This window comes from Gaiella occulta, assembly GCF_003351045.1.
Taxonomy (GTDB): domain Bacteria; phylum Actinomycetota; class Thermoleophilia; order Gaiellales; family Gaiellaceae; genus Gaiella; species Gaiella occulta.
The window spans coordinates 339,920-365,000 of the sequence record NZ_QQZY01000002.1; the positions used below are offsets into that span (position 1 = coordinate 339,920).

Annotated in this window: 22 protein-coding genes, 1 tRNA gene and 2 rRNA genes (1 of these 25 only partly in view); 6 read left to right on the forward strand and 19 right to left on the reverse strand. The window is 70.7% G+C overall.

The annotated features are described in order from the left end of the window. Window positions 1–9 precede the first annotated feature (9 nt). The 11 genes from Gocc_RS05300 to Gocc_RS05350 form a co-directional block, all read right to left on the reverse strand. Window positions 10–1,254 carry an ABC transporter substrate-binding protein gene (locus Gocc_RS05300; protein WP_114795485.1) on the reverse strand — a complete coding sequence of 415 codons (1,245 nt, stop codon included), beginning with the start codon at window positions 1,252–1,254 and terminating at the stop codon, window positions 10–12. After that, entirely contained in the window at window positions 1,251–2,171 is a 921-nt protein-coding gene (locus Gocc_RS05305) for a ketopantoate reductase family protein (protein WP_181813392.1), read from the reverse strand. The genes Gocc_RS05300 and Gocc_RS05305 overlap by 4 nt, the downstream gene beginning before the upstream one ends. A gap of 79 nt (window positions 2,172–2,250) precedes the next feature. After that, window positions 2,251–3,420 (reverse strand): homoaconitate hydratase, encoded by a 1,170-nt coding sequence (locus Gocc_RS05310; RefSeq protein WP_181813393.1) that lies wholly within the window; start codon window positions 3,418–3,420, stop codon window positions 2,251–2,253. Continuing rightward, the gene (locus Gocc_RS05315) at window positions 3,417–4,574 is read right to left on the reverse strand and encodes a M24 family metallopeptidase (protein WP_147281191.1); all 1,158 of its coding nucleotides are present in this window, start codon (window positions 4,572–4,574) and stop codon (window positions 3,417–3,419) included. The genes Gocc_RS05310 and Gocc_RS05315 overlap by 4 nt, the downstream gene beginning before the upstream one ends. Window positions 4,575–4,576: 2 nt before the next feature. Next, on the reverse strand, window positions 4,577–5,470 hold the full coding sequence (locus tag Gocc_RS05320) for a fumarylacetoacetate hydrolase family protein (RefSeq protein ID WP_114795489.1): 894 nt from the start codon (window positions 5,468–5,470) through the stop codon (window positions 4,577–4,579). A gap of 87 nt (window positions 5,471–5,557) precedes the next feature. Further along, window positions 5,558–6,796, reverse strand: a complete 1,239-nt coding sequence (locus Gocc_RS05325) for a M20 family metallopeptidase (RefSeq protein ID WP_114795490.1) — start codon at window positions 6,794–6,796, stop codon at window positions 5,558–5,560. Further along, a complete protein-coding gene (locus tag Gocc_RS05330) occupies window positions 6,793–7,875 on the reverse strand; it encodes an LLM class flavin-dependent oxidoreductase (RefSeq protein ID WP_147281192.1) in 1,083 nt (360 codons plus the stop codon). The genes Gocc_RS05325 and Gocc_RS05330 overlap by 4 nt, the downstream gene beginning before the upstream one ends. A 128-nt stretch (window positions 7,876–8,003) precedes the next feature. Further along, window positions 8,004–8,468, reverse strand: a complete 465-nt coding sequence (locus tag Gocc_RS16000; protein ID WP_181813394.1) for an SRPBCC family protein — start codon at window positions 8,466–8,468, stop codon at window positions 8,004–8,006. After that, complete coding sequence (locus Gocc_RS05340) at window positions 8,465–10,921, reverse strand: xanthine dehydrogenase family protein molybdopterin-binding subunit (protein WP_220150462.1); 2,457 nt, start codon at window positions 10,919–10,921, stop codon at window positions 8,465–8,467. Before Gocc_RS05340 ends, Gocc_RS16000 begins: the two co-directional genes overlap by 4 nt. After that, complete coding sequence (locus tag Gocc_RS05345) at window positions 10,918–11,409, reverse strand: (2Fe-2S)-binding protein (protein WP_114795493.1); 492 nt, start codon at window positions 11,407–11,409, stop codon at window positions 10,918–10,920. The genes Gocc_RS05340 and Gocc_RS05345 overlap by 4 nt, the downstream gene beginning before the upstream one ends. Beyond that, window positions 11,409–12,263 carry an FAD binding domain-containing protein gene (locus Gocc_RS05350; protein ID WP_181813395.1) on the reverse strand — a complete coding sequence of 285 codons (855 nt, stop codon included), beginning with the start codon at window positions 12,261–12,263 and terminating at the stop codon, window positions 11,409–11,411. Before Gocc_RS05350 ends, Gocc_RS05345 begins: the two co-directional genes overlap by 1 nt. A 64-nt stretch (window positions 12,264–12,327) precedes the next feature. Here Gocc_RS05350 and Gocc_RS05355 point away from each other — a divergent pair, with 64 nt between their 5' ends. Further along, window positions 12,328–13,965, forward strand: a complete 1,638-nt coding sequence (locus Gocc_RS05355) for a phytoene desaturase family protein (protein ID WP_114795495.1) — start codon at window positions 12,328–12,330, stop codon at window positions 13,963–13,965. After that, complete coding sequence (locus Gocc_RS05360; protein ID WP_181813396.1) at window positions 13,962–14,777, forward strand: sugar phosphate isomerase/epimerase family protein; 816 nt, start codon at window positions 13,962–13,964, stop codon at window positions 14,775–14,777. The genes Gocc_RS05355 and Gocc_RS05360 overlap by 4 nt, the downstream gene beginning before the upstream one ends. Before the next feature lie 94 nt (window positions 14,778–14,871). Here Gocc_RS05360 and Gocc_RS05365 read toward each other — a convergent pair whose 3' ends face one another. The 3 genes from Gocc_RS05365 to Gocc_RS05375 all read right to left on the reverse strand — a co-directional run bounded on the left by Gocc_RS05365 (window position 14,872) and on the right by Gocc_RS05375 (window position 17,733). After that, window positions 14,872–16,131: a peptidoglycan-binding protein gene (locus Gocc_RS05365; RefSeq protein WP_181813397.1), complete on the reverse strand. Its 1,260-nt coding sequence runs from the start codon at window positions 16,129–16,131 to the stop codon at window positions 14,872–14,874. A 90-nt stretch (window positions 16,132–16,221) separates the two neighbouring features. After that, window positions 16,222–17,508, reverse strand: a complete 1,287-nt coding sequence (locus Gocc_RS05370; protein WP_181813398.1) for a citrate synthase — start codon at window positions 17,506–17,508, stop codon at window positions 16,222–16,224. A 152-nt stretch (window positions 17,509–17,660) separates the two neighbouring features. Continuing rightward, a tRNA-Asn gene (locus tag Gocc_RS05375) sits at window positions 17,661–17,733 on the reverse strand. A gap of 80 nt (window positions 17,734–17,813) precedes the next feature. Here Gocc_RS05375 and Gocc_RS05380 point away from each other — a divergent pair. After that, window positions 17,814–18,815, forward strand: a complete 1,002-nt coding sequence (locus tag Gocc_RS05380; RefSeq protein ID WP_114795499.1) for a YihY/virulence factor BrkB family protein — start codon at window positions 17,814–17,816, stop codon at window positions 18,813–18,815. 14 nt (window positions 18,816–18,829) lie between these two features. On the opposite strand, the gene dnaG is transcribed toward Gocc_RS05380, so the two are convergent. The 3 genes from dnaG to Gocc_RS05395 are packed head-to-tail and all read right to left on the reverse strand — an operon-like array spanning window position 18,830 to window position 22,273. Beyond that, window positions 18,830–20,491 carry a DNA primase gene (gene dnaG, locus Gocc_RS05385; RefSeq protein ID WP_114795500.1) on the reverse strand — a complete coding sequence of 554 codons (1,662 nt, stop codon included), beginning with the start codon at window positions 20,489–20,491 and terminating at the stop codon, window positions 18,830–18,832. Then, entirely contained in the window at window positions 20,491–21,465 is a 975-nt protein-coding gene (locus Gocc_RS05390) for a deoxyguanosinetriphosphate triphosphohydrolase (protein WP_114795501.1), read from the reverse strand. The genes dnaG and Gocc_RS05390 overlap by 1 nt, the downstream gene beginning before the upstream one ends. A 52-nt stretch (window positions 21,466–21,517) precedes the next feature. Next, a complete protein-coding gene (locus tag Gocc_RS05395; protein WP_114795502.1) occupies window positions 21,518–22,273 on the reverse strand; it encodes an SDR family NAD(P)-dependent oxidoreductase in 756 nt (251 codons plus the stop codon). 91 nt (window positions 22,274–22,364) lie between these two features. On the opposite strand from Gocc_RS05395, the gene Gocc_RS05400 reads away from it, so the two are divergent. Genes Gocc_RS05400 through Gocc_RS05410 form a run of 3 tightly spaced genes read left to right on the forward strand, consistent with a single transcriptional unit; the run spans window position 22,365 to window position 23,983 of the window. Beyond that, window positions 22,365–22,910, forward strand: coding sequence for a histidine phosphatase family protein (locus Gocc_RS05400; RefSeq protein WP_114795503.1), 546 nt, complete (start codon window positions 22,365–22,367; stop codon window positions 22,908–22,910). Window positions 22,911–22,923: 13 nt separating this feature from the next. Next, entirely contained in the window at window positions 22,924–23,169 is a 246-nt protein-coding gene (locus Gocc_RS05405) for a hypothetical protein (RefSeq protein WP_114795504.1), read from the forward strand. 4 nt (window positions 23,170–23,173) lie between these two features. After that, window positions 23,174–23,983: a M48 family metalloprotease gene (locus tag Gocc_RS05410; RefSeq protein ID WP_114795505.1), complete on the forward strand. Its 810-nt coding sequence runs from the start codon at window positions 23,174–23,176 to the stop codon at window positions 23,981–23,983. A 71-nt stretch (window positions 23,984–24,054) separates the two neighbouring features. On the opposite strand, the gene rrf is transcribed toward Gocc_RS05410, so the two are convergent. Then, window positions 24,055–24,171: ribosomal RNA gene (gene rrf / locus Gocc_RS05415) — 5S ribosomal RNA — on the reverse strand. 80 nt (window positions 24,172–24,251) lie between these two features. Further along, a 23S ribosomal RNA gene (locus tag Gocc_RS05420) occupies window positions 24,252–25,081 on the reverse strand (it continues 2,161 nt past the right edge of the window).

Sequence of the window (25,081 nt, forward strand, 5' to 3'; positions counted from 1 at the left end):
CCAGGCTGCCTAGATCTTCGGGACTACCTTGGCGACGACCGTCCCGACCACCTTCGCGTTGTTGTCCTGGATCTTGATGACGCGGTACTGGCGGCCGAACACCGAGTGCAGCGTCGGCGAGAAGCTGACGAGGCCCGACAGCGTCGGCACCTTGTTGAACTTCTCGAGCTGCGCGGCGAGCGCGGCGCCGTTCGTCGAGCCGCCGGCGCGGTTGATGGCCGCGACGACGCCGTCGACGGCCGCGGAGCCCGTGACGAAGCCGCCGGTGCCCGCCTTGACCTTCTTGGCGAGTGCCGACACGGCCTTGTTCGGGTCGTCGCCGAAGATCGACGCGTACGTGACGAAGTAGTAGTTCGTCACCTTCGGGTCCTTCGTGACCCAGTACGTCCCGTCACCGGCCCACGAGTTGAGCACCGGCGTCTCGTTCCCGAGCGACCGCAGCCCCGCGATGATCTGCGGCAGCGCGCCGAACGCACCGGCCGTCGAGGTCACGATCACGTCGGCCTTCTTCGCGTTGAGGCGGGTGACGACGTTCTGTGCGTTGCTGCCGCCGAGCGACTGGTAGCTCTCCTCGGCCACAATCTTGCCGCCGAGCTGCGTGAAGCGCGCCTTGAACGCCTTGACGACGTCCTTGAAGTAGACGATCACGGTGTCGGTGGCGAGCGCCGCCGTCTTCCAGCCCCTGGCTCGGGCGTACTGGGCCATCGCCGACCCCTCGTCCTGGGCGACGTTGCCGAACGAGAACGCGAGCTTGCCCTTGGCGCCGAAGCGCTTGGGGCCCATCTGGTCGGTACCGATGCACGGCGCGACGGCGAGCACGCCGGCGCTGATCGCCTCCTGCACGACGGGGGCGGCGAAGTCGACATCGCACGTGGTGAAGATGATGTCCGCCTTCTGGCCGAGCAGCTTCACCGCGCAGGCCTTGGCGATCGCCGGCTTGTTGCCCTGGGTGTCGCACGTGACGATCGAGAGCGGGCGTCCCTTGACGCCGCCCCTCGCGTTCACCTGCTTGACGCGGATCTGCGCCGCGGCGAGAGCGGGCCCGTCGAACGGCGCCATCGCGCCCTTCGAGTCGAAGGCCCAGCCGATCACGATCGGCTTGCCCGCCGCGGAAGCCGAACCGGCTGCCACGACGGCGAATGCGGCGACGGCCGCGAGAAGCGCTGTTAGCGCCCCTTTCCTCCTGAGTGTCATCACGCCCTCCTGGGTGCGTTCGACGGGATGGGACTGGCGGTGGAACGGACGATGGGTCACGACCAGGAATCCTCCTTTGCCTTCACGAGGCGATACAGAGCGGTGTGGAGCGGAACGTCGACCCCGTGACGTTGCGCCTCGCGCACGAGCGCCCCGGTGATGAGGTCGATCTCGGTGGGCCTGTGTGCTTCGACGTCCTCGAGCATCGAGGGATAGTGGGCGGAGCCGCGGCGGGTCGCGAGCACGTTCATCTGCCACGGGTCGTCGTGGAGCTCGATGCCGGCGGCGGCCGCGACCGCCTTCCCCTCGTCGACGAGGTCGTGCACGAGGTGGCCGAGGTCGGCCGCATGCTCCTCCGCCGCGAAGTGGCGGTCGTGCGGGAGGCCGGTCAGGGCCGCGACGGAGTTGACGGTGGCGTTGAAGATGAGCTTCGACCACTGTGCCGGGCGCAGGTCGGGGAGGGCCTCGACCTCGAGGCCCGCCCGGGCGATCAGCGCCGCAGCCTCCTGCACGCGCTCGAACGGGGTGTCCTCGTAGGGGCCGAGCCAGGTCTCGGTGTCGAGGATGTACTCGACGTGCGTGTCCGAGTGCCTCGTCCCGCTCATGAACGTGACCGCGGAGATGATCGGCCAACCGCCGTGGGCGCGGACGACCTCCTCTGCGCCGAGCCCGTTCAGCGTCGTCATCATCGTGGCGCCGGGAAAACGCCCCTCGAGCGCCGCGGCCGCCTGCTCGAGCCCGGTCGCCTTGGTGGCGACGATGCCGAGGTCGAACGGCGGCAGCTGCGACGGGTCGTGCGACGCCGTGACGGCGGCATGCAGGTCGCTGCGGCCGGTCACGCGCAGGCCCTCGGCGTTGAGCGCGTCCGCGTGCTCGCGCCGGCGGGTGAGCACGCTCACGTCGGCGACCTGGGCGAGGTGGCCCGCGAACAGGCTGCCGATGACGCCGCCGCCGATGATGCAGACACGCTCGATCACGCCCTCCCGCCTCTCTGACATGTCATGAACACGCGACGCGAGTATCGCGCAGTGGTGTCATGTCAGTCAAATGACCCGGTCAGCCGACGAGCGCGCGGAACTCGTCGTCGCCGACAAGGCCCCTCTTCTCGACGCCGCGCGCCTTGACGGCGGCGAGGAGCTCCGCGCGCCGCTCCTCGGGCACGTCGAGCCCGAGCCGCTCGGCGGCGATGCGGATCGAGTCGATGCCGCTCTTCTTGCCGAGCACGAGACCGCGCTCGGCGCCGACGAGATCGGCGCTGTACGGCTCGATCGCGGGCGGGTCGTGGAACTGCGCCGCGACCGCGCCCGACTCGCGCGTGAACAGGGCGTCTCCGCTGACGGCCTTCCACGACGGCAGCGGCGTGCCGGCCCGCTGCTGCACGAGCTGCGAGAGGGCCCGCGCGTGCGTGAGATCGAGCCTGGTCGGGATGCCGTACAGCGCCTCGAGCGCGAGCGCCACCTCGAGCAGGTCGGCGTTCCCGGCCCGCTCGCCCATGCCGTTGATCGTGCCCTGCACCCACGTCGCGCCCGCCTGCACCGCCGCGACGGCGGCCGCGGTGCCGAGCCCGAAGTCGTCGTGCCCGTGCCAGTGCACGGGGATGTCGCCGCCGAGCCAGTCGACCGTCTGACCGACGAGGAACGCGGCCGCTTCGGGCGTCGCGATGCCGATCGTGTCGACGACGACGACCTCCTGGGCGCCCGCCTCGACGGCCGTCTCGTAGGCGCGGCGGTAGAACTCGAGATCGGCGCGCGACGAGTCGACGCCGAAGAACGCAACCTTGATGCCGGCACCGCTCGCGAACGAGACGGCGCTCGCGATCCGCTCGAGCATCGTCTCCCGCGCGACGCCGAGCGCAGCGAGCTTGCCGTCGGAGATCGGGCTCTCGATCACGGAGGCGGCCACGCCGAGCTCGACGAGCGCCTCGACGTCGGCCTGCACCGCACGTGAAAAGCCCCACACCTCGGCCTTCAGGCCCGCCGCGGAGACGAGCTCGACGGCACGCCAGTCGTCCGCCGAGACGCGCGGGAAGCCTGCCTCGATGCGGTCGATGCCGGCCGCGTCGAGGGCGCGTGCGATCTCGAGCTTGTCCTCGGGGCTGAGGACGACGCCGACCGACTGCTCGCCGTCGCGCAGCGTCGTGTCGTAGAGGCCGACGGTGACGTGCGGCTGCGGGTCGAGCGCCATCTCGTTCAGCGAGCCTGTCCACACCTTCGATCGATCGATCACGCTTGCACCACTCCATCGGGAAACGAGCAGAGCCTCTCGGGGCCGCTCTCGGTGATCAGGTAGTTGTCCTCCACGCGCAGCCCGCCGCCGCCTTCCCAGTAGCATCCGGGCTCGATCGCGAGCACCATGCCCTCGCGGATCTCGCCGCCGCCGGCCTGGTGGGCATACGGCGGCTCGTGCGCGCGGGCGCCGACGCCGTGGCAGACCGGGTGCGACGGCTGGCCGGGGAACCCGAGCGAAGCGATCCCGGCGCGGACGCGGCGGTCGAGCTCGGCGAGGCTCGCGCCCGGCACGCAGAACGCGACGGCGTCGTCGTAGACGCCGAGCAGACCCTGCTCGAGCTCGCGGTAGCGCTCGCTCAGCTCTCCGGGCACGAGGTTCTTCGTGTGGTCGCACCAGTACCCGTCCGCGCAGACCCAGATCTCGAACAGGGTCGGCTCGCCCTCGACGACCGGGCGATTCGTCGTGGCGGTGAACGTCTTGATGCCGGCGCCCGACCACACGAGCGCGAAGCCGAGCGCGAGCTCGACCGCTCCGGCCCAGCCCGTGCCCTCGCCGTGCACGAAGCCGAGCCATGCGGCGGCGATCTGCGCCTCGGTCATGCCGGGCCGGATCAGCCCCTGCACGTGCTCCATCGCCGCTGCGGCGATCGCGTTCGCGAGCCGCATGCGCTCGATCTCCTGCGGCGTCTTGATCATGCGCGCCTCGTTCAGCAGCGGCGTCGCGTCCTGCGCGCGCGGGAACGCGTCGAACCATGCCTTCGGGAACGTCGTCGGCTCGCCGACCATGCGGTCGGCCGCCTGCGTGCCGAGGGAGAGCTCGACGCCGATCGCCCCGTACTGCGCGGCGACCGCGGCCGCGAGGTCGAGCGCGCGCAGCGACGGCGGCCGCGGGTCGTGCTCGTCGTAGCCGCCGAAGAGCCGGATGTCCGTCGTCCACGCCGTGCGCTCCGCATCCTCGCGGGAAGGCTCGAGGCAGATCAGCGCCGGCTCTCCCTCCACCGGGAAGACCACGGCGTCGTAGCCCTTCATTCCCCAGAAGTTCGTCAGGTAGAGGACGTTGTCGGGCGCGCGCACGACGAGGGCGTCGAGGCCGCGCTCGCGCATGAGCGCGCGGACACGGTCGAGCTTCGCGTCGTCGCGCGGCCAGCTCACCGTCAGACGCCCTCTCCCCAGGGCCGCAGGCGCGGCGGCGGCGGGGTGCCGTGGCCGGCCTGCCACGAGATGATCGGGTTGCGCAGGACGCCGATCCGCTCGATCTCGGCCTCGACGACGTCACCCGGCTTGAGGTAGAGGAGCGCACGCTCCTCGGGCGACTTGAAGCCGGCGACACCCGAGACGGTTCCCGTCGAGAGCACGTCACCGGCCGAGTAGCCGAGGCCGGAGAAGTTGGAGAGGATCTCCGCGATCGTCACGGACATGTTCCCGGAGTGCGACCGCTGGCGTACCTCGCCGTTGACGCGCAGCTCCATCCTCAGGTCGCGCGGGTCGGGCACCTCGTCCGGGGTCACGATCCAGGGCCCGAGCGGGCAGAAGGTGTCGATCGCCTTGCAGAACGAGAACACCCCCGAGCGCATCTCGCCGCGCTGGATGTCCCGGGCGGTGAGGTCGTTGAAGATCACGTAGCCGCCGACGTAGTCCTCCGCCTCCTCCGGCGAGAACCATTTTCCGGCCTTGCGCAGGACGACCGCGAGCTCGAGCTCGTAGTCGAGCTCCTCCGTGAGGTGCTCGGGGTAGATCACCGGCTCGTCGGGGCCGACGATCGCGTCGACGTTCTGGAAGAAGTTGATCCACGGGGCGATGTCGTGCGACCAGTTGACGTTCTCCGACTCGGTCTTGTGCTCACGGAAGTTGCCTGCGGTGTGGAAGAGCTTCTTCGGCACGATCGGCGCCCGCAGGCGCGTCTCGGCGAGCGCGACGCGCTCCCCGGTCTCGTCGGCGCCGCCGCGCTCGAAGTACTCCCGCATCGTGGGCACGCCGAGGACGGCGATCTCCTCGCCCTCGAGCACCCCCACACGCCCTGCTCCCTCACCGAACGTCACGAGCTTCACGCCGTCACCGTCTCCCTCGTTCGCCGCTAGTCCCATGCTGCCGAAAGGCAGCGACCGTGGCTCAGAGCCACAAACTCGTGTGCGCGCTCAGACGACCTCGCAGACCCGCATCGCCACGCGTGCGTAGGTCTCGGCGGTGCGCACGAGGCCGTCGATCTCCAGGTTCTCGCCCCGCTCGACGTCCATCAGGCCCGTCGAGGTGCCGTAGTTCACGGTCGGGATCCCGTAGCGCGTCAGCGCCGACGCGTCGGAGAACCAGCGCGTCACGTCTCGCCCGGGCGGCTTGCCGAACACCTCGGCGTGCGAGGCGTCGATCGCCCGCACGAGCTCGTGGTCCTCCTCGATCTCGGCGCCGGGCGCGGTCACGTACACCTCCCCCTCGATCCCGTAGTCGGGGAACCGCTCCGCGAGCCCGCGCACCATCTCGAGCACCTGCCGGCGCGCCACGGCCATCGCCTTCGTCGGCGGCACGCGCACGTCGAGGAAGAGGTCGGTGTGGTGGGGCGTGCGCGAGACGCGCCAGCCGAAGCCGCCGCCGATCGCACCGACGTTGACGATCGCCTTCGCGCCGCGATAGGCGTTCTCCGCGTCGTCCTCCCACGTCGGGATCCACTCGCGCACGGCGGCCAGCACCTCGTGCATGCGCAGGATCGAGTTGAGCCCGCGCTTGCCCTCGCTGAACGCCGTGTGGATGAAGTTGCCGTGCACGCGGATGCGCAGCCACAGCGCGCCGAAGTGGCCGAGCACGACCTTGCCCTCGGTCGGCTCGCCGAGCAGGCACATGTCGGCGACGCCGCCGTGGCAGACGAGGTAGCGCGTCCCGGCGGCGTAGCCGCGGTACTGCGCGCCCTGCGCGTCGTGCCCGTACTGGGTCTTCTCGATCTCGCCGCAGACGGCGGCGATCATCAGGTCGCCGCGCAGGCGAACGCCTGCCTCCTGCAATGCCCGCACCGCCTCCACGTAGCAGGCGAGCGCGCCCTTCATGTTCGAGATGCCGAGCCCGTAGAGGCGACCGTCCTCGACGAAGTGCCGCGGCTGGAATCCCGGCACGCCGCGCAGCCACTCCTCCCGCCCAGAGTACGACGTGTCCATGTGGCCGTTGAACATGAGGCTCTTGCCGCCGCCCGCGCCCTGCCAGATGCCGAGAGCGTTCGCGCGGCCGTCCTCCACCTGCTGCCACTGCGTGCGCAGCCCCGCCTCGTCGTAGAGCGTGGCCATCAGCTCGGCCATCCCCTCCTCGTCGCCCGTGAAGCTGTGGACGTCGATCATCCGGCCTGCCGTGGCGACGAGCCGGTCGCGATCGATGCTGACGGTCGGGATCGTCACGGCCGCTCGCGGAAGTGCGGGAGCACCTTCTCGCCGAAGAGGCGAATCTGCTCGAGGCGGTTCTCGCCCCAGAGCTCGAGCATGATGTGGGTGCAGCCGGCGTCGCGGTACTCCTCGATCGCCTCGATGCAGTCGTTCGGCGTGCCCGCGATCGGCTTGCACTTGTCGAGCAGCGCGTCGCTCACCTTCGCCTTTGCCGCCAGCCGGCCGCCCTGCTCCATCGCCTCGGCGACGGGGCGGATCTCCTCCTGCTCGATGCCCGCGCGCTCGAGCAGCACGTCGGCCGAGCCCTGGATGTTCTGCACCTTGTTCGCGAGGTACATGCCGCCGATCTCGCGTGCGCCGTCGCGCCCGGCGTCGCGGTCGCTCTCGTGGATCGAGGCGAGGATCGTGCAGCCGAGGTCGACGTCGTCGGGGTCACGGCCGGCCTTCTCGGCGCCCGCGACGATGTTCCCGCGCGTGTAGCGCACGTAGTCGGGCGTGGTGATCGACGGCGTCAGCAGGCCGTCGCCGATCTCGCCGCCGAGCTGCTGCATCAGCGGCGCCGTCCCCGCCACGTACACGGGCACGTTCCAGCGCGGCGCGTGCGCCTCCTGCGACAGGGCCGGAATGTCGGCCGAGAACACCTTGCCGTCGTACTCGAAGCGCTCGCCGCCGAGAATGCCGCGCACGATCTCGACCGAGTCGCGCATGTGGCCGAGCGGCTTCGTGACCTTCGGCGGCCCGCCCTGCTTGGTGTTGTTGAGGAAGATCTTCGACGTGCCGAAGCCGACGATGAAGCGACCGGGGCCCGCGGCTTCCTGGACGACGCGGGCGTCCATCGCGACCTGCACCGGGTGGCGCGTGTACGGCGAGATGATCCCCCAGGCGATCGTGAGATTCCTCGTCTCGCGCGCCATCAGCGCGGAGACGACCGTGGAGCCGCGTGCCTCCATCTGGTGCTTGCGCCACCAGGGATAGGCCTCGGCGAGCCAGACGGTGTCCATCCCGGCCTCGTCCATCGCGCGCGCCGAGGCGAGCATCTCCTCCAGCGGCTCCATCGTGAGCTGCATCACGCCGATGCGAAAGGGAACCGCCACCACAAGCCTCCTTGTCCGGTCCGCGGTGCGGGAGCGCACCGTGTGACATGTCACCGAAGAGTACACGATCCCACGCCTGGTGACATGTCACCTGCTGGGCAACTGACGAGCGCGGCAGAAGCTCGCCTCTACGAGGTCGCCTCCGCCCTGGCCTTCGCCTCGGCGACCTTCACCTCGAGCGCCGTCAGCACGTTCCCCACCTGCTGGTTGATGATCGGCTGCAGCACCCGCTGCCCCATCGAGCCCACCGGCCCCGCGATCCTCACCTCCGCCGTCCACGCCATCGACGTGTGATCGCCCTCGCCCGACAGCGTGAACGACGTCGTCATGTTCATCATCGCGCCGACGCCCTTCCCCTTCGCGCTCATCGACGCGTACTCGAGCGGGCGCTCCTCCAGCTTCTCGAAGTCGATCGTCATCTTCAGCCCGCCGAGTCCGAGCGGCACCTTCACCTTCGCCTGCCAGTGGCGATCGTCCTTGATCTCGAACCCCTCCACGCCCGGCATCAGGCCGGCCATCTGGGCGGGATCGTCGATCACGCCCCACACGACCGCGCGGGGCGCGTCGAACTCCTTCACTCCTGCGACGTTCACTTCGATCTCACCTCGACGTTCTCCCGTGACCGCTCGGGGTGCGCGATCAGCTCCCACACGCGGTGATAGGGGTTGTGGCTGTCGGTCACGATGGCGCCGCCGGCAGCGCGCAGCGCGTCCTGGATACCTGCGCAGATGCAGTGGATGCCGCCGCCGCCGCCCTCTCCCATCCCCTTCGTGCCGAGCGGGGTGAACGGCGACGGCGACTCGATCGCCGCCGTCTTCAGCGGCGGCATGTCGAGCGCGTGCGGCACGTGGTAGTCGTAGAAGTTCGGCGTCAGCAGGTTGCCGTCCTCGTCGTAGGCGAACGTCTCCCACAACGCCGCGCCGATCGCGTGCGCGGTCGCGCCCATCACCTGGCCCTCGACGATCTGCGGGTTGATCCGCGTGCCGCAGTCGTCGACGGCGGCGTAGTCGACGACCTCCGTCACCCCCGTCTCGGGGTCGACCTCGACCACGCAGGCGTGGATCTGCATCGAGTAGGTGAGCGTCAGGTTGCCGAACTTGCGCTCCTTGTCCGGCACCTGGAACGGCGGCCGGTAGACGTAGCGGCAGTTCAGTGTCGGCGGGTCGTCGGGGAAGCCGGCGTTGTTGGCGTTGACGATCGCCCCGAGCGCCATGAACGGCAGCGCCGCCTCGGGGTTGCCCTTGATGCGGGCGAAGCCCTCGGCGAGCTCGATGTCGTCGGGCGCGCACTGGAACACCATCGCGGCGAGCTGCTTCATCTGGCCGGCGAGCATGTCCGCCGCGCCCTTCACGGCGCCGAGGCCGGTGACCGCGAACTGGCTCGCGTACGTGCCGGAGAAGCCGGCGTGCGAGTTCCAGTAGCTGTCGTGCCCGGCACGCACGTGCACGCTGTCGACGTCGCAGCCGATCGTGTCGGCGACGACCTGGGCCGCCGTCGTCTCGTGTCCCTGGCCCTGCGGCGTCGTGCCGAGCGTGACGACGACCTCGCCGAAGATGTCGAGCTTGACCGTCGCCACCTCGTTGTTGCCGGAGAACTGGAGGTCGGGGTTGACGAGCTGCGACTGGCCGAAGTTGTTCGTGCCCGAGTCGAGCGTCGACCCGATGCCGAGCCCGAGCAGCTTCCCGCGCGAGGCCGCCTCGGCCCGACGCTCCTCTATGCGGTCGGCGCCGACGAGCTCGAGCGCCATCTCCAGCGCCCGCGGGTAGTCGCCGGAGTCGTAGACGCAGCCGTTCGGCGTCTCGTACGGCATGTCCTCGGGCTGCACGTAGTTGCGCTTGCGGATCTCGACCGGGTCGAAGCCGAGCTCGTGCGCGACGATGTCGATCACGCGCTCGGTGAACCACAGCTGCTGCATGCGCGAGTAGCCCCGGTTCGGCGAGCAGGGCGCCTTGTTCGTCATCGCCTGCGTGAACTCCACGCGGAGGTGGCGCCACTTGTACATGCCCGGGGCGACCTGCGACCAGATGACGCCGCCGAGCGGCTCGTAGCGGAGATAGGCGCCGGCGTCGTCGATCGCCTTCGTGCGGAAGCCGAGCAACGTGCCGTCCGCCTTGACCGCCACCTCGGTGTCCTCGAACCAGCGCTCGTTGCCGTGCGACATCGACTGGTGGAACTCCGTCCGCCACTCGGTCCACTGGATCGGCCGCTTCAGCTTGCGGGCGAGCAGGCAGCAGACGACGAGCTGTGGGTGCGTCGTGATCTTGTTGCCGAAGCCGCCGCCGATGTCCTGCGTGACGATGCGGAGCTTGTCCAGCCCGACGCGGAGCGCGGGGCCCATCATGATCGCCGCGAAGCCGGGGAACTGGTTGTTCGTGTACATCGTCCACTGCCCGGTGCCGCGGTTGTACTCCACGAGCGCGCCGTCGCACTCGAGCGGCGTCGAGTTGAAGCGGTCGAAGTGGAGCTCCTTGATCGAGACGATGTGATCGGCCTCGGCGAACGCCGCGTCGACGTCGCCCCACTCCCACACGCCCGTGTAGGACATGTTCCCGCCGCACTCCTCGTGCAGCACCGGCGCCCCTTCCTGGAGCGCCTTGCGCGCGTCGACGACGACCTCGAGCGGCTCGTACTCGACCGTCACGAGCTCGGCCGCGTCGCGCGCGAGCTCGCGTGTCTGTGCGACGACGGCGACGACGGGCTCCCCTATGTAGCGCACCTTGCCGACGGCGAGCGCGTAGTCCTTCACGTGGCCGCCGGGAGGCGCCGCGATCTGGAAGAACGGGTCGGTCAGGATCGCCACCTCGTCGCCCGTGAGCGTCCCGTACACGCCGGGCAGCTCGTGCGCCGCCGACACGTCGATCGACTCGATCTTCGCGTGCGCGTAGGGCGAGCGCACGAAGTGCAGGAAGCCCATGCCGTGCCGCTTGATGTCGTCGAAGAAGACGCCCTGGCCCTGGACGAGCCGGCCGTCCTCCTTGCGCGGGACGCTCTGCCCCATCGCGGCGCCCTTCTGCAGGGTCGGCGCCTCGGTCTCGACGGTGGTCACTGCGCACCTCCTTCGCCCGCGGCCACGACCGCCTCGACGATGTTCCAGTAGCCCGTGCAGCGGCAGATGTTCCCCTGCAACGCCAGCTTGACCTCGTCCTCGCTCGGGTGCGGGTTGCGCTCGAGCAGCGCCGTCGCGCTCATCAGCATCCCGGGCGTGCAGTAGCCGCACTGGAGGCCGTGGTGGGTATGGAACGCCTGCTGCAGGGCGCTCAGCTCGCCGTCCTCGCCGGCGAGCCCCTCGACGGTGCGCAGCGACGCCCCGTCGGCCTGCACGGCGAGCATGCAGCAGCTCTTCACCGCGGCGCCGTCGAGCTGCACGGTGCACGCGCCGCAGCTCCCCGTGTCGCAGCCGACATGGGTGCCGGTGAGGTCGAGGTCGTCGCGCAGGAAGTGCACGAGCAGGCGCGAGGCGGGCACCTCGCGCTCGTACGTGGTGCCGTTGATCTCGACCGAGATCGTCCGGCTCGTGGTCGGTGTGGTGGCCATTACCCCTTCGCTCTCTCGGCAGCTCGTAGGACCGCGCGCACCGCGGACACCTCGGCCAGGTGGGCGCGGTACTCGCCGCTCGCATGGACGTCGGACGGGGGGTCGAGCGAGGCGCCGAGGCCCTCTGCCGCGGCCCGCACCGCCGCCTCCGACCAGTCGCCGCCCGCCAGCCGCTCCTCCATCGCCGTCGCGCGCACGGGGGCCGACGCGACGCAGCCGAGCACGACGCCGACGCCGTCGTGTCCGACGGTCGCGGCGGCGTTCGCGATGTAGGTGCCGTGGGCGCCGAGCGTGACGCCCTCCATCGCGTCCCCGGACCCGGGGCGGCGCGTCGGCACCGAGATCTTCGTGAGCAGCTCGCCGGGCCCGACCGCCGTCAGGTAGACGCCGACGAGGAAGTCCTCGGCGGACAGCGTGCGCGTGCCGCTCGGCCCCTGGATCGTGAACGTGGCTGCGAGCGCGGTGAGCAGCGGTGGATAGTGGTTGGTCGGGTCGTTGACGCAGACGTTGCCGCCGATCGTGCCGCGGTTGCGGATCTGCACGTCGGCGATCGTGGCGGCGACCTCGGCCAGGATCGGCCGCGCGACCTCGACTTCGGAGGAGCCGATCAGCTGCGTGTTCGTCACCATGGCGCCGATCTCGAGCATCGACTCGTCGTCGGAGAACGCGATCGTGCGCAGCTCGTCGAGATCCGCCAGGTCGACGAGCACGTCGGGCGAGGCAGCCCGGGCCTTCATGACGTTGACGAGCGTCTGTCCCCCTGCGAGGGCACGTGCCCCTTCGTGCTCGGAGAGGAGAGCGATGGCCTCCTCGATGGTGGACGGACGCGCGTACTCGACCTCACGTAGAAGCATGCCCCGACGGTCGCACACGGACCCGTGACATGTCAAGGAGGAGCCGTTGTTGTACAGTCGCGCCATGGCGGTCTTCGACGCGGTTTTCGTCGGCTCCGGTATCAACTCGCTCGCAGGCGCCGCCCTGCTCGCACGCGACGGCTGGAGCGTGTGCGTGCTGGAACGCGACGACAAGGCGGGGGGCTGTATCCGCACGTCGTCCGATCTGACCCTGCCCGGCTTCACCCACGAGGTGCTTGCCTCCTGGCATCCGCTCTTCACCGGCTCGGCGGCATATGCGGAGCTGAAGGACGAGCTCGATCGCCGTGGCGTCGTGTACGTGAACACCGACCTCCCTAGCGGCAGTGCGTTTCCGGACGGCTCGGCCGCGTTCGTCACGACCTCGCTCGAGGGCAACGTGGCGGAGCTGGAGCGCCACGCCTCGGGCGACGGTGCCGCGTGGGAGCGGCAGTTCAACGCCTTCATGGCCAACGCGGACATCTCGTTCGGCCTCCTCTCCACCGAGCTGTGGTCGGCCGCGGGCCTGTCGCTCGGGCGCAAGGCGTACCGCCGCCTCGGTCGCAGGGGGCTGCTCGAGTTCGCCGGCTCGACCCTCGTCACCTGCCGCGACTGGGTGACCGCGACGTTCGCCTCGGAGGCCGCGCGCGGCGTGCTCGCACCGTGGGTGCTGCACACCGGTCTCGGCCCCGACCAGGCGACGTCCGGCTTCATGACGCGGGTGATCGCGGCAGCGCTGCAGCTCGGCGGCATGCCCGTGCCCGTCGGCGGCGGCGTCCGCCTCGTCGACGCACTCGCCGGCATCGTCGCCGACGCCGGAGGCGAGGTGCGCCTCGGCACCGACGTGGAGCGCGTCCTCGTCTCGGAAGGCCGCGCCACGGGCGTGCGCCTCGCGAGCGGCGAGGTGGTGTCCGCGACGCGTGCCGTGGTCGCGAGCGTGACGCCGACGCAGCTCTACGGCCGGCTCCTCGCCGACGGCGAGGTACCGGCGGCGGTCACGGCTGCGGCGCGCCGCTTCCGCTACGGCCGCGCCGAGATGCAGATCCACATCGCGATGGACGAGCCGCCGCGCTGGAGGGGATCCGAGGCGGAGCGGCTGGCGCGCTGCCCGATCGTCCACGTCACCCCCGGCCTCGACGGCGTCTCGCGGGCGGTCAACGAGGCGGAGCGCGGGCTGCTGCCGGCCGAGGCCACCATCGTCTGTGGCCAGCCGGTCGCCCTCGACCCGTCGCGCGCGCCGGACGGCAAGTGGATCGTCTGGATCCAGTTGCAGGAGCTCCCCGCCGGCGCGGTCAGAGGCGACGCCGCGGGCGAGATCGACACCGGCGACGGCACGTGGACGGAGGAGCTGCGCGAGGCCTACGCCGACCGCATCGTGGCGCGCCTGGGCGAGTCGATCACGAACCTCGGCTCCTCGACGCTGAAGCGCGTCGTCCTCTCCCCCGCCGACATCGAGGCGCTGAACGTCAACCTCGTCGGCGGAGACATCTACGGCGGCTCGTGCGCGCTCGACCAGAACCTGCTCTGGCGGCCGCTCGCGGAGACGCCGGGCCACGCGACGCCGGTCGGCGGGCTCTGGCACATCGGCGCGAGCACGCATCCGGGCCCGGGCCTCGGGGCGGGCTCGGGATACCTCGTCGCGAAGGAGCTGACGAGGCCGCCGCTTCCCCGCCGGCTCCTCGCGAAGCTGCCGGGGCGCTCGTGAGGCTGGGGCTGTCGGAGATCTCGACGGTCACGGCCTCCTTCGCGGACGACGTCGCCGCCTACGCGGCCGCGGGCTTCGACGCGATCGGCCTGTGGGAGTTCAAGTTGCCCGCGGATGACGAGGCGAACGCGGCTCTGCTCCGGGAGCACGGGCTGCGGGTGGCCAACTGCGTGCCGGCCGTTCCGTCGCTGCTCCCGCTCGCGATTCCCGGCATGGAGGGGCCCGACGACCCGGACGAGCGCATCGAGGCACTCTGCGCGTCGGTGCGGCGCCTCGCCGCCTACGAGCCCGAGTGCGTGGCCTGCCTGGCAGGACCGCTCGGCGGCCGCACGGAGGACGAGGGGCGCGCCGTGCTCCTCGACGGCCTGCGGCGAATCGCCGACACGGCGCGCGCCGCAGGCGTGCGCATCGGCTTCGAGCCGATCCATCCGACCCAGCGCGACTCTGCCGGCTTCGTCAACTCCCTCGCCGCTGCCGACGCTCTGCTCGCGGCGGCAGGCGCGCCCGAGATCGGGATCCTCTTCGATACCTACCACCTGTGGGACGACCCGGACGTGCTCTCGTGGATCGCCTCGAACAGCGGGCGCGTCGCCGGCGTACACGTCAGCGACTGGCCGGCGCGCGACCGCAGCGACCGCGTGCTCCCCGGCGAGGGGATCTCGCGGACGAGGGACCTCGTCGACGCGCTCGCGACGGCGGGATGGGACGGCGCCCTCGACGTCGAGATCTTCTCGACGCCGGATCTCTTCTGGGGTCTGCCCGTCGACATCGCAGCGCAGCGAGCCTATGCGGCTGCGGCGGCGCTGCTCTGAGCGAGCTTCCGCCGGCTGCGGGGCAAGACGCGCGCGCAGCCGCCGGAGCCGAACCGGCAGGCGCTAAGCAGAGGGTGGACCGTCCAGGCGCCGGTCAAACGGTGCCGTAGAGCAGCTGCACGACCTTCACGAACTGTTTCGTGTCGTCGTAGAGGCCGATCTCGCGCACGGCGCGCGCGCCCTGATACCAGCCCGCGAGCGCGAGCCGCACGTCGCCGCCGAACTGGTCGAGCTGCCAGCGCAGGTAGCGCACGCCGGCCTGCACGTTGCCCTCGTACGTGCGGGGCGTGGGGTGGCCGACGAGCATCGCGTCGACCCACTCCCACGTCTCGGGCAGGAGCTGCATGACCCCGATCGCACCCACGCCGGAGACGACGTCCGTCTGGAACCCCGACTCCATCCACGCGAGCGCGCGCGCGAGCTTCGCGTCGACGCCGTAGGCGGACGCCCAGCGGTCGATCGCCGCCCGCACCGACTCGCGGCTTGCCGGCAGGGCGCCGGCGACCGCGTGCGCGCCCGCGGGAAGACGCAGCGTCTGGCGGGGGACGAGCACGCTGGACAGCGTCAGCCCGTTCACCCGAGCGAGGTCCCAGGGACTGACACGCCAGCGCGCGGCGATGGTGAAGAAGCCCTCACCCGGGCGTACGACATGCCGCACCGCCGTCGCAATCGCCGACGAGCGCGTGCCGGCCGGGGCCGCGGCGGCCACGCGCGCGCCCGCGGGCAGGGCGAGCCGCTGTCCGGGCACGAGGACGCTCGCGAGCGTGAGACCGTTCGCGCGCGCGAGCCGGACGGGGTCGACACGGTAGCGCGCGGCGATCGCGTAGAAGCCCTCGCCGGCCCGGACGACATGGCGGCGCGCCGACGTGCCCGAGGAAGGGCCGCGAACGAGGGCACGATACGTCCTCGGCCCGGCGATGCCGTCGGCCGTGAGTCCGACGGACGACTGGAAGCGCGTGAGCGCGGCGGCCGTGGCCGCCGCGAAGCGCCCGTCGACGGAGGCGCGCGGCAGGCCGAAGCGGACGAGCTGGAACTCGAGCGCCGACACGTCCCAGCCGACGGCACCGACGCCGAGCTCGCGCTGCCCGAGGAGCGGGCCGCCGAGCGCGCCGAGCGCCCGGCGCGTGCGTCTGTCGACGCGCCCGTCGGAACGGAGGCCGTGCGCGCGCTGGAAGGAGACGATCGCGCCCCGCGTCAGCGGTCCCGGCACACCGTCCACGGGACCCGTGTAGAGGCCGTGCGCGCGCAGTGAGACCTGCAGCGCGGCAATGCTCGCGCTCGACGAGGCGAAGCCGGGTGGAGCGAGGACGAGGGTGGCTGTCAGCGCCGCCGCGGCGGCGAGGAAACGACGCACCCGTGCGACTTCGACACTCCTCGCGCTCATTCCTGCCCGCGGCCGCTGTCACACGCGGGCGCGTGTTCGGCGCCTCGTCGACGGCTCCGCCTACCGGCGCTCGAGGGGCACGTAGTCGCGCTCGCCCCGGCCCACGTACACCTGCCGCGGCCGCGCGATCTTCTGCTCGGGGTCGACGACGCCCTCCAGCCACTGCGCGAGCCACCCGGCCGTGCGCGGGATGGCGAACATGACGGGGAACATCGTCGCCGGCAGGCCGAGCGCCTGGTAGATGAGGCCCGAGTAGAAGTCGACGTTGGGGTAGAGCTTGCGCGACACGAAGTACTCGTCCTCGAGGGCGATCTTCTCGAGCTCGAGCGCCACGTCGAGCAGCGGGTTGCGGCCCGTCACCTCGAACACCGAGTCGGCGGTCTGCTTGATGATCTTCGCCCGCGGGTCGTAGTTCTTGTAGACGCGGTGCCCGAAACCCATGAGCCGGAAGTCCCCGGCCTTCACCCGCTCGACGTAGGCCGGAACGTGGCGCACGTCGCCGATCTCGGCGAGCATGCGCAGCACCTCCTCGTTGGCGCCGCCGTGCAGCGGGCCGTAGAGTGCGGCCGCCGCGCCGGCGAGGGCGCTGTAGGGGTCGACCCGGCTCGACCCGATCGCCCGCATCGCGTTGGCGCTGCAGTTCTGCTCGTGGTCGGCGTGCAGGATGAAGAGCACCTCGAGCGCGCGCTCGAGCGCGGGATCGGCCGTGTAGCGCGGCTCGGCCATGCGGAACATCATCGACAGGAAGTTGCCGGTGAAGCCGAGATCGTTCTCGGGATAGACGTACGGGAAGCCACGGGTGTGGCGGTAGGCCCAGGCGGCGATCGTCGGCACCTTGGCGATGAGCCGGTGCACCTGCAGCATGCGGTTGCCGGCGTCATCCACCTCGGATGCCTCGGGGTAGAACGTCGACAGCGCCGCCACCGACGCGATCAGCATCCCCATCGGGTGGGCGTCGTAGTGGAAGGCCTCCATCAGCCGCTTCATGCTCTCGTGCACGAACGTGTGGTGCACGATCTCGGTCTCCCACGCGTGCAGTTGCTCGGCCGTGGGCAGCTCGCCGTGCACGAGCAGGTAGGCGACCTCGAGGTATGTGCTCCCGGCGGCGAGCTGCTCGATCGGGTAGCCGCGGTAGCGGAGGATGCCGGCCTCTCCGTCGATGTAGGTGATCGCGCTCCGCACCGACGCCGTGTTGAGGAACGCGGGGTCGTAGCTCATGAGCCCGAAGTCGTCGCCGGTGGCCTTCAGCTGCCGGAGATCGCTGGCACGAATCGTTCCGTCGCTGATCGCAAGCTCGCAGGTGGCGCCCGTGCGGTTGTCGGTCACCGTCAAGCTGTCTCTGGTCATCGTCGTCGCCTCCCGGTCGGATCCCGTCATCATCGGCGCCCTCCGGCACCGTCGCATCGCAGTCGTCGCGGATCGCGGCTGCGCAGAAGTACGCAGCGCCCCGCGCGGCCGCGCCGACAACGAGAGAGCCCCGCACGTGCGGGGCTTCCACACTCCCCGGGTTGGACTCGAACCAACAACCCTCCGGTTAACAGCCGGATGCTCTGCCAATTGAGCTACCGGGGAAGGAGCGGGCAGATTGTAGCCGCAGCACGCGGCCGGGCAGGCCGCCCTGTGACGTCCGGCGCGCTCCTAGACTTGACGGGATGGTCGAGACCGGGAGCGCGGACGTCGCGACGGAGAAGCAGCGCAGCGGGCTGCTCGGCGTCGCGCGCACGTTCGCGCGCGCGTTGCCGCAGGCGATCGACGGCTACTTCAGCGACCGCTGCGGCCAGCACGCGGCGGGCATCGCCTACCGCGTCCTCTTCTCGCTCGCCCCGCTTGCGATCGTGCTCGTCGCCATCCTCGGTGTCGTGCTCCAGGACGACGACCTGCGCTCGCGGGTGATCCGGGAGATCGTCGACGCGCTCCCGCTCTCCGATCAGGGCACGGCGGACGTCACCCGGGCGATCGAGACGATCGCCGCCCCGGTCAGCCTGCTCGGCCTGCTCAGCCTGCTCCTCTTCGGCTGGGCGGCATCGGGCATGATGGGTGCGCTGCGCACGGGCCTCGAAGTGGCGATGCGGGTGGAGCGCTCTCGCCCGGCCGCTCGCGCGAAGCTCGTCGACCTGGTGCTCGTGATCGGCACCGCGGCGCTCGTGCTCGTGGCGGTGCTCGTCAACCTCGTCGCGCAGGTCGTCACCGACACGGCGCAGCGCCCGCTGTCGGCGATCGGCGCCCACAGCGGCGCACTGCAGCTGCTCGCGCGGCACGGCGTGCCGCTCCTCCTCTCGACCGTCGTCGTGCTGCTCCTGTATCGCTTCGTGCCCGCGCGGCGGCTGCGCTTTCCCGACGCGCTCGCCGGCGCGCTCTTCACCGCACTGCTCCTGCTCGCGATCTCGCTCGCGTCGGGCTGGATCTACGACCGCACGACGCGGCTCAGCGTCGTCTACGGGTCGCTCACGGCCGCGCTCGTGTTCCTCTACTCGATGTACCTGTACGCGTCCGCGCTTCTGCTCGGCGCCGAGCTCGCCTCCGCATGGTCGCACCCGGGGCCGCCGACGGACGAGACGGTGCCGACGAGGCTTCGCCGCATCGTGCTCGGTCTCTTCGTGCACCAGGAGCCGCCGCCTCTACCGCGACGCCTGCCCCGGCCGCCCGAGCGCTGAGCCCGGATCCAGGCTCAGGCGAGCTCGGTGAGCGCCTGCCGCACCTTGGCGAGGTGGGCCTGCAGCTCCGTCGTCCGCGCAAGGTCTTCCTCCGCCTGCAGGTCGCGGCGCAGCTTGCGCTCGCGCAGCCGCAAGAGCAGCTCGGCGCCGGTGCGCCTCGTGATCCCCTCCCGGTCGGCGCGGGCGTCGAGCTCCGCCCGCAGCGCGACGAGGTCGGCGTCGGTGCTGTCGATGCGCTCGACGAGCAGGAAGCGCATGCGCCGGTGCAGCTCGACGTCGAAGTGGTCGGCCGACAGCTCGGCGAGGCCGTCGACCAGCTCCCCGTGCGCCATCACCGCGGCGAGCGCGTCGCGCTCGAGCCGCTCGCCGGCGTCGAGGAGCTTCCGCGGCTGCGACAGCTCGCGCGGGCCGCCTCCGCGCCCGCGCGCCGGCGCGATGCCGGAGAGCGTCTCCCGTGGGAGGTCGAGGCGGTCGGCGAGCAGGCGCAGGGCGTCCTGCCGCTCGGGCGAGTCCTCCGCCCGCGCGAGGATCTCACGGGCACGCACGAATGCCTCCTGCCGGTCGGACGCCCGTTCGATCTCCAGCCGCACGCGGTAGTGCAGGTAGCTCTCGGCGTCGCCGAGGCGCGCTTCGAAGCCGTCGGGGGCGTCGGCGGGATCCTGACCCGGCGCCAGCGTGACGACGCGGATGTCGAAGCCCTGCCCGGCGGCGAGCTCCATGCCGCGCAGGGTCGCGTCCTCGCCGGCGGCGTCGGCATCGAAGCAGAGGAACAGACGCCTCGTGAGACGGGCGAGCTCGCGCAGATGCGCTTCCGTGAGCGCAGTCCCCATCGACGCGACCACCGGCTCGAAGCCCGTCTGGTGCAGTGCGATCACATCCGTGTTGCCCTCGACGACGACCGCCCGATCCTGCTTCGCGATCGCCGGACGTGCGAGGTGGAGCCCGTAGAGGACGGCGCTCTTCTTGAACAGCTCGCCCTCCGGCGAGTTCACGTACTTGCCGCGCAGGGGGTCGTCGTCGCGCAGCTTGCGCGCCTGGAAGCCGATCACGCGTCCGCGCGCGTCGGCGAGGGGGAACATGAGGCGCGGCGGGAAGTAGTCGTTTCCGCGTTGGTTCGTGAGCCCGGCGGCACGCAGCTCCTGCGCCGTGAATCCCTTCTCCCGCGCCTTGCGGGCGAGCCCCTCGCCCGGCGAGAGACCGAGCCGGAAGGCGCGCGCGGCCTCCTCGCGGATTCCGCGTCCGGCGAGGTAGGCGCGCACCTGCTCCCCGGCCGGGCCCTCCCACAGATGCCGCTCGAAGAAGATCGCGGCCTGGTCGAGGACGGCGTACAGCCGCTCGCGCCGGCGGCGCGCCTCGTCGGCGAGCGGCGAGCTCTCCTCGCACTCGAGCGGCACCCGGAAGCGCTCCGCGAGCCACTCGATCGCCGCGACGAAGTCGAGGCCCTCCGTCTCGCGCACGAACGTGACGACATCCCCGCCCTTGCCGCAGCCGAAGCAGTGGTAGAGGCCGAGGTCGGAGTTGACGGAGAAGCTGGGCGAGCGCTCGTCGTGGAACGGGCAGCGACCCATGTAGCGGGTGCCGGAGCTGCGCCGGAGCGCCGTGCGCTGACCGACCACCTCGACGATGTCGGCGGCCGCGATCACGTCGCGGACGCTCTGGTCCTTGATGCGGGCCATCAGAGGCTGGCAGCGTACGCGAGCGCGAAGCGGTCGGTCATGCCCGCGACGTAGTCCATGATGCGGTCGGGCAGGTCGCCCTCGCCGGCCGGCAGCCTCTCGGGCTCCGCGACGAGACGTTCGAAGATCGCGCGCACGACGTCGTGCGCGCGGCGGTGCTCCGGCTCGGCGTGCGGCCCGAGGTAGACCCGCTCGAACATGAACGCGCGCAACGACAGCATCGCCTCGCCGACCTCGTCGCTCTGGCGGATGTCCCCGGCTTCCTCCGATGCGACGACGATGTCGTGGACGAGCGTGTCGATGCGCTCCGACCCGGTCGGGCCGAGCAGACCGATCTCGTCGACCGGGAGGTCGCTGTCGCGCAGGATCCCGTAGCGGATCGCGTCGTCGATGTCGTGGTTGATGTAGGCGACCCTGTCGACGAGACGCACGATCTTGCCCTCGAGCGTCTCGGGCTCCCGACTGCCCGTGTGCGTGAGGATGCCCTGGCACACCTCGTGCGTGAGATTGAGCCGTCTGGCGATGCGGTACGACTGCTCGTTGTGCCGGAAGCGGCGGCCGAAGCGCGCGCAGAGGACGTCGTCGAGCGCCTGCTCGCCCGCGTGCCCGAACGGCGTGTGGCCGGTGTCGTGACCGAGCCCGATCGCCTCGACGAGATCCTCGTTGAGCCGCAACGCCCGCGCGACGACGCGTGAGATCGCCGTCGTCTCGAGCGTGTGCGTCATGCGCGTGCGGTAGTGGTCGCCCTGCGGGTCGATGAAGACCTGCGTCTTCCCCTTCAGGCGCCGGAACGGCTTCGAGTGCACGAGCCGGTCGCGGTCGCGCTGGAACGGCGTGCGCACGCCGCACTGCTCCTCGGGGCGCTCGCGGCCGCGACCTCCGTAGGAGCGGACCGCGAGCGGCGACAGCGTCAGCTCCTCCTGCTCGCGCATCCGCTGCGCGAACGCATCGACGACACTCGCTGCCCGTTCCATCGCTCTCAGGGTAGTCGCCGCCCCGGATCGCCGACCGTACGCCCGGGTTGCGTCAGAGGATGACGGGGACGGTGCCGCCGTCCACCGACCAGGCGGCGCCGGTGACGTTCGAGGCGCGATCCGATGAGAGGAAGACGATCACGGCCGCGGAGTCAGCCGCCGTGCCCATGCGCCCGAGCGGGCGGCCGGCGGCGACCCGGGCGAGCACGGCCTCACGGTCGTCGCCGAGCTGGTCGGCGAGGCCGCCCTCGGCGAGCCAGATGTCGGTCGCGGTCGGACCCGGGGCGACGGCGTTGCAGCGGATGCCCTCGGGCCCGTACAGGTCGGCGACGAGACGGGAGAGCGACAACACGGCCGCCTTCATGACGGAGTAGTGGGGCATTCCCACAGACGGGCGTTTCGCGGCGCTCGACGAGACGTTCACGATCGCCGCCGCTCGGCTCGCGCGCAGGTGCGGCAGCGCTGCACGGATCGTGCGCACGTAGCTCATCACGTCGAGCTGGAAATAGGCCTCCCACTCGGCGTCGTCGACGTCCTCGAAGCGCGCCTGCCGGGCGACGCCGACGTTGTTGACGAGCACGTCGAGGCCGCCGAGAGCGTGCGCGGCCTCGGCGACTGCACGCTCCGGCTCGCCGGCGACGCCGAGGTCGCAGGAGACGTGGTGGGTCTCGCCGATCCCGGGCGCGCCGCGCCTGCCGCAGGTGACGACGCGCGCGCCCTCGGCGACGAACTGACGCGCCGTCTCGAGCCCGATGCCGGCGGTCGAGCCGGTGACGAGACAACAGCGCCCGCTGAGGCCGAGGTCCATGATCGAGATCCTACGTGCCCGCAACGGCGTCCCCGGTACGGAGCCCGCCGCGACGCCGCCGACCCGGGGCGTCTCGCTACGGTAGACGGCGATGGCGACGATCCTGCTCGTACGGCACGGCGAGACCGACTGGAACGTGGAGCGGCGGGTGCAGGGACAGACCGACCGGCCGCTCAACACCACCGGACGGACACAGGCACACGCGCTCGCCGATCGCCTGGCCGGCGAGCGGCTGCACGCCGTCTATTCCAGCGACCTCTCCCGGGCGCGAGAGACGGCGGAGATCGTCGCGGGCCGGCACGGCCTGGACGTGGTCCTCCTCCCCGACCTGCGCGAGAAGGACTTCGGCAGCTGGGAGGGGCTCACCGACCGGGAGATCGCGACGCGGTTCCCCGACGCGCGGCCGGGACACTGGGGCGACGGCGAGACCGCCGTCGCTCTCGCCGAGCGCGTCGTCACGGCGCTGCGACGCATCGCGGCCGCGCACCACGGCGAGCGCGTGCTCGTCGTCTCGCACGGCGGCCCGATCCGCGCCGCGTTGCGTCGTGCCGGCTCCCCCGGCCCTCTCTCGATCGGCAACTGCGACGTCGTGCGCCTGTCTCTCGCCGGTGAACGGCTCGTCCCCGCCGGGAGCTAGACTGGGCCGGCCGGTGGAGGACTACACGAACAAGTACAAGGGGGAGCAGGTCGAGCTGGCGCTGTTCGGCGGCGAGTACCAGGAGGGCGTGCTGACCGCCTACTGCTCGATCGAGGACGTCCCCCACGTCGAGCTCAACGGGCACATCCTCGTGCCGTTGCAGAACGTGGCGTCGCTGCACTGCTCGAGCCGCTGCGACGCACCGGAGCCGGACTGGCCTCCGCGCGGGCTCGACGACGAGCGCGGCGAAGAAGACTAGAGCCGTGCGGCGCCGCGCCGCCGGCAACGTCGTGAAGGCGTTCCTCCTCGTCACGATCCTGACGCTGCTCGCAGCAGGCGCGGGCCGGCTCGTCGGGGGCAGGCACACGGCGTCGCTGTTCGCCTTCTCCGCCCTGCTCGCCGCGGCCGCCGTGTACTGGACGGGCGACCGGGTGCTGCTCGGGATGCTCGGGGCGAGACCGTTCGCGCTGGCGGAGAATCCGCTTCTCCGCTCCTCCAGCGACCGCATCGCGGCGGCGCTCGCGATCACGCCGCCGAAGCTCGCGCTCATCGACGACGGCTTCCCGCGCGCATTCGTCGTCGGCCGCGGGCCGCGCAGCTCGACCCTCGCCGTCTCGACCGGGCTCCTGCATGCGCTGCGCCGCGAGGAGCTCGACGCCGTCATCGCCCACGAGCTCGTCCACGTACGCGCGCGCGATGTGCTGACGCAGACGTTCGCGGTGCTGCTGGCGGTGACGCTGATCGAGGCGAGCCGCATGGGCGGTTGGCTGTCGCAGGCGCTGCTGTTCCTGCTCGCTCCGGTCGCATCCGCGTTCACGCACCTGCTGCTGTCGCAGCGGCGCGAGCTCGCCGCCGACGCGGTGGCCGCGTCGATCTGCGACCCGCACGATCTCGCCGATGCGCTCCTGCGACTCGATCGTGCTGCCGAGCTCGTGCAGTTCGCCGCCTCGCCGGCCACCGAGCCGCTCTACGCGGTCGACCCGTTCGACCCGGACGATCGCCTCGCGCGCATGTTCCGCACGCACCCGGCGCTCGAGGCGCGGGTGGCGCGGCTGCGGGCAGGCACCCCGTGACGTCCCAGGGCAGCGAACGTGCACGGCCGCTCAACGCCGAGGGGCCCCTGACGGGGCCCAACGGCAAGAGCATTCGGCGGCTTCCTACTCTCCCAGGGGCTTGCGCCCCAAGTACCATCGGCGCCGGCGGGCTTAACTTCTCTGTTCGGAATGGGAAGAGGTGTACCCCCGCTGCTATGACCGCCGAAACTGTCAAAGGTGGAGCGCACCTCCGAGGAGACGGCCGCTCACGCCTTCAAAACTCCATAGCGACCCCGCAAACGAATTCAAAATCAAGACCTCGGGCAATTAGTACGGGTCAGCTGAACACATTGCTGTGCTTACACCGCCCGCCTATCGACGTGGTGGTCTTCCACGGCCCTTACTCACTCGAAGTGATGGGGAGCCTCATCTTGAGGTGGGCTTCCCGCTTAGATGCTTTCAGCGGTTATCCCGTCCAGGCGTAGCTAATCAGCAGTGCCGTTGGCACGACAACTGATACACCAGAGGCCTGTTCATCTCGGTCCTCTCGTACTAGAGACGACTCCTCTCAAGCTCCCAGCGCCCATGGCGGATAGGGACCGAACTGTCTCACGACGTTCTGAACCCAGCTCGCGTACCGCTTTAATGGGCGAACAGCCCAACCCTTGGGACCTGCTTCAGCCCCAGGATGCGACGAGCCGACATCGAGGTGCCAAACCCTCCCGTCGATGTGGACTCTTGGGGAGGATAAGCCTGTTATCCCCGGAGTACCTTTTATCCGTTGAGCGACGGCAATTCCACTCTTAACCGCCGGATCACTAAAGCCGACTTTCGTCCCTGCTCGACTTGTCAGTCTCGCAGTCAAGCTCCCTTATGCTTTTGCGCTCTACGCACGATTTCCAACCGTGCTGAGGGAACCTTTGCGCGCCTCCGTTACATTTTAGGAGGCGACCGCCCCAGTCAAACTACCCACCTCGCGCTGTTCCCGACCCGGATCACGGCATCGGGTTAGAAGCCCAGAATCCGAAGGGTGGTATCCCAAGGTTGACTCCACGAAAGCTGACGCCTCCGCTTCACAGTCTCCCACCTATCCTGGACAACGAACACCAAACTTCAACGCAAAGCTGTAGTAAAGGT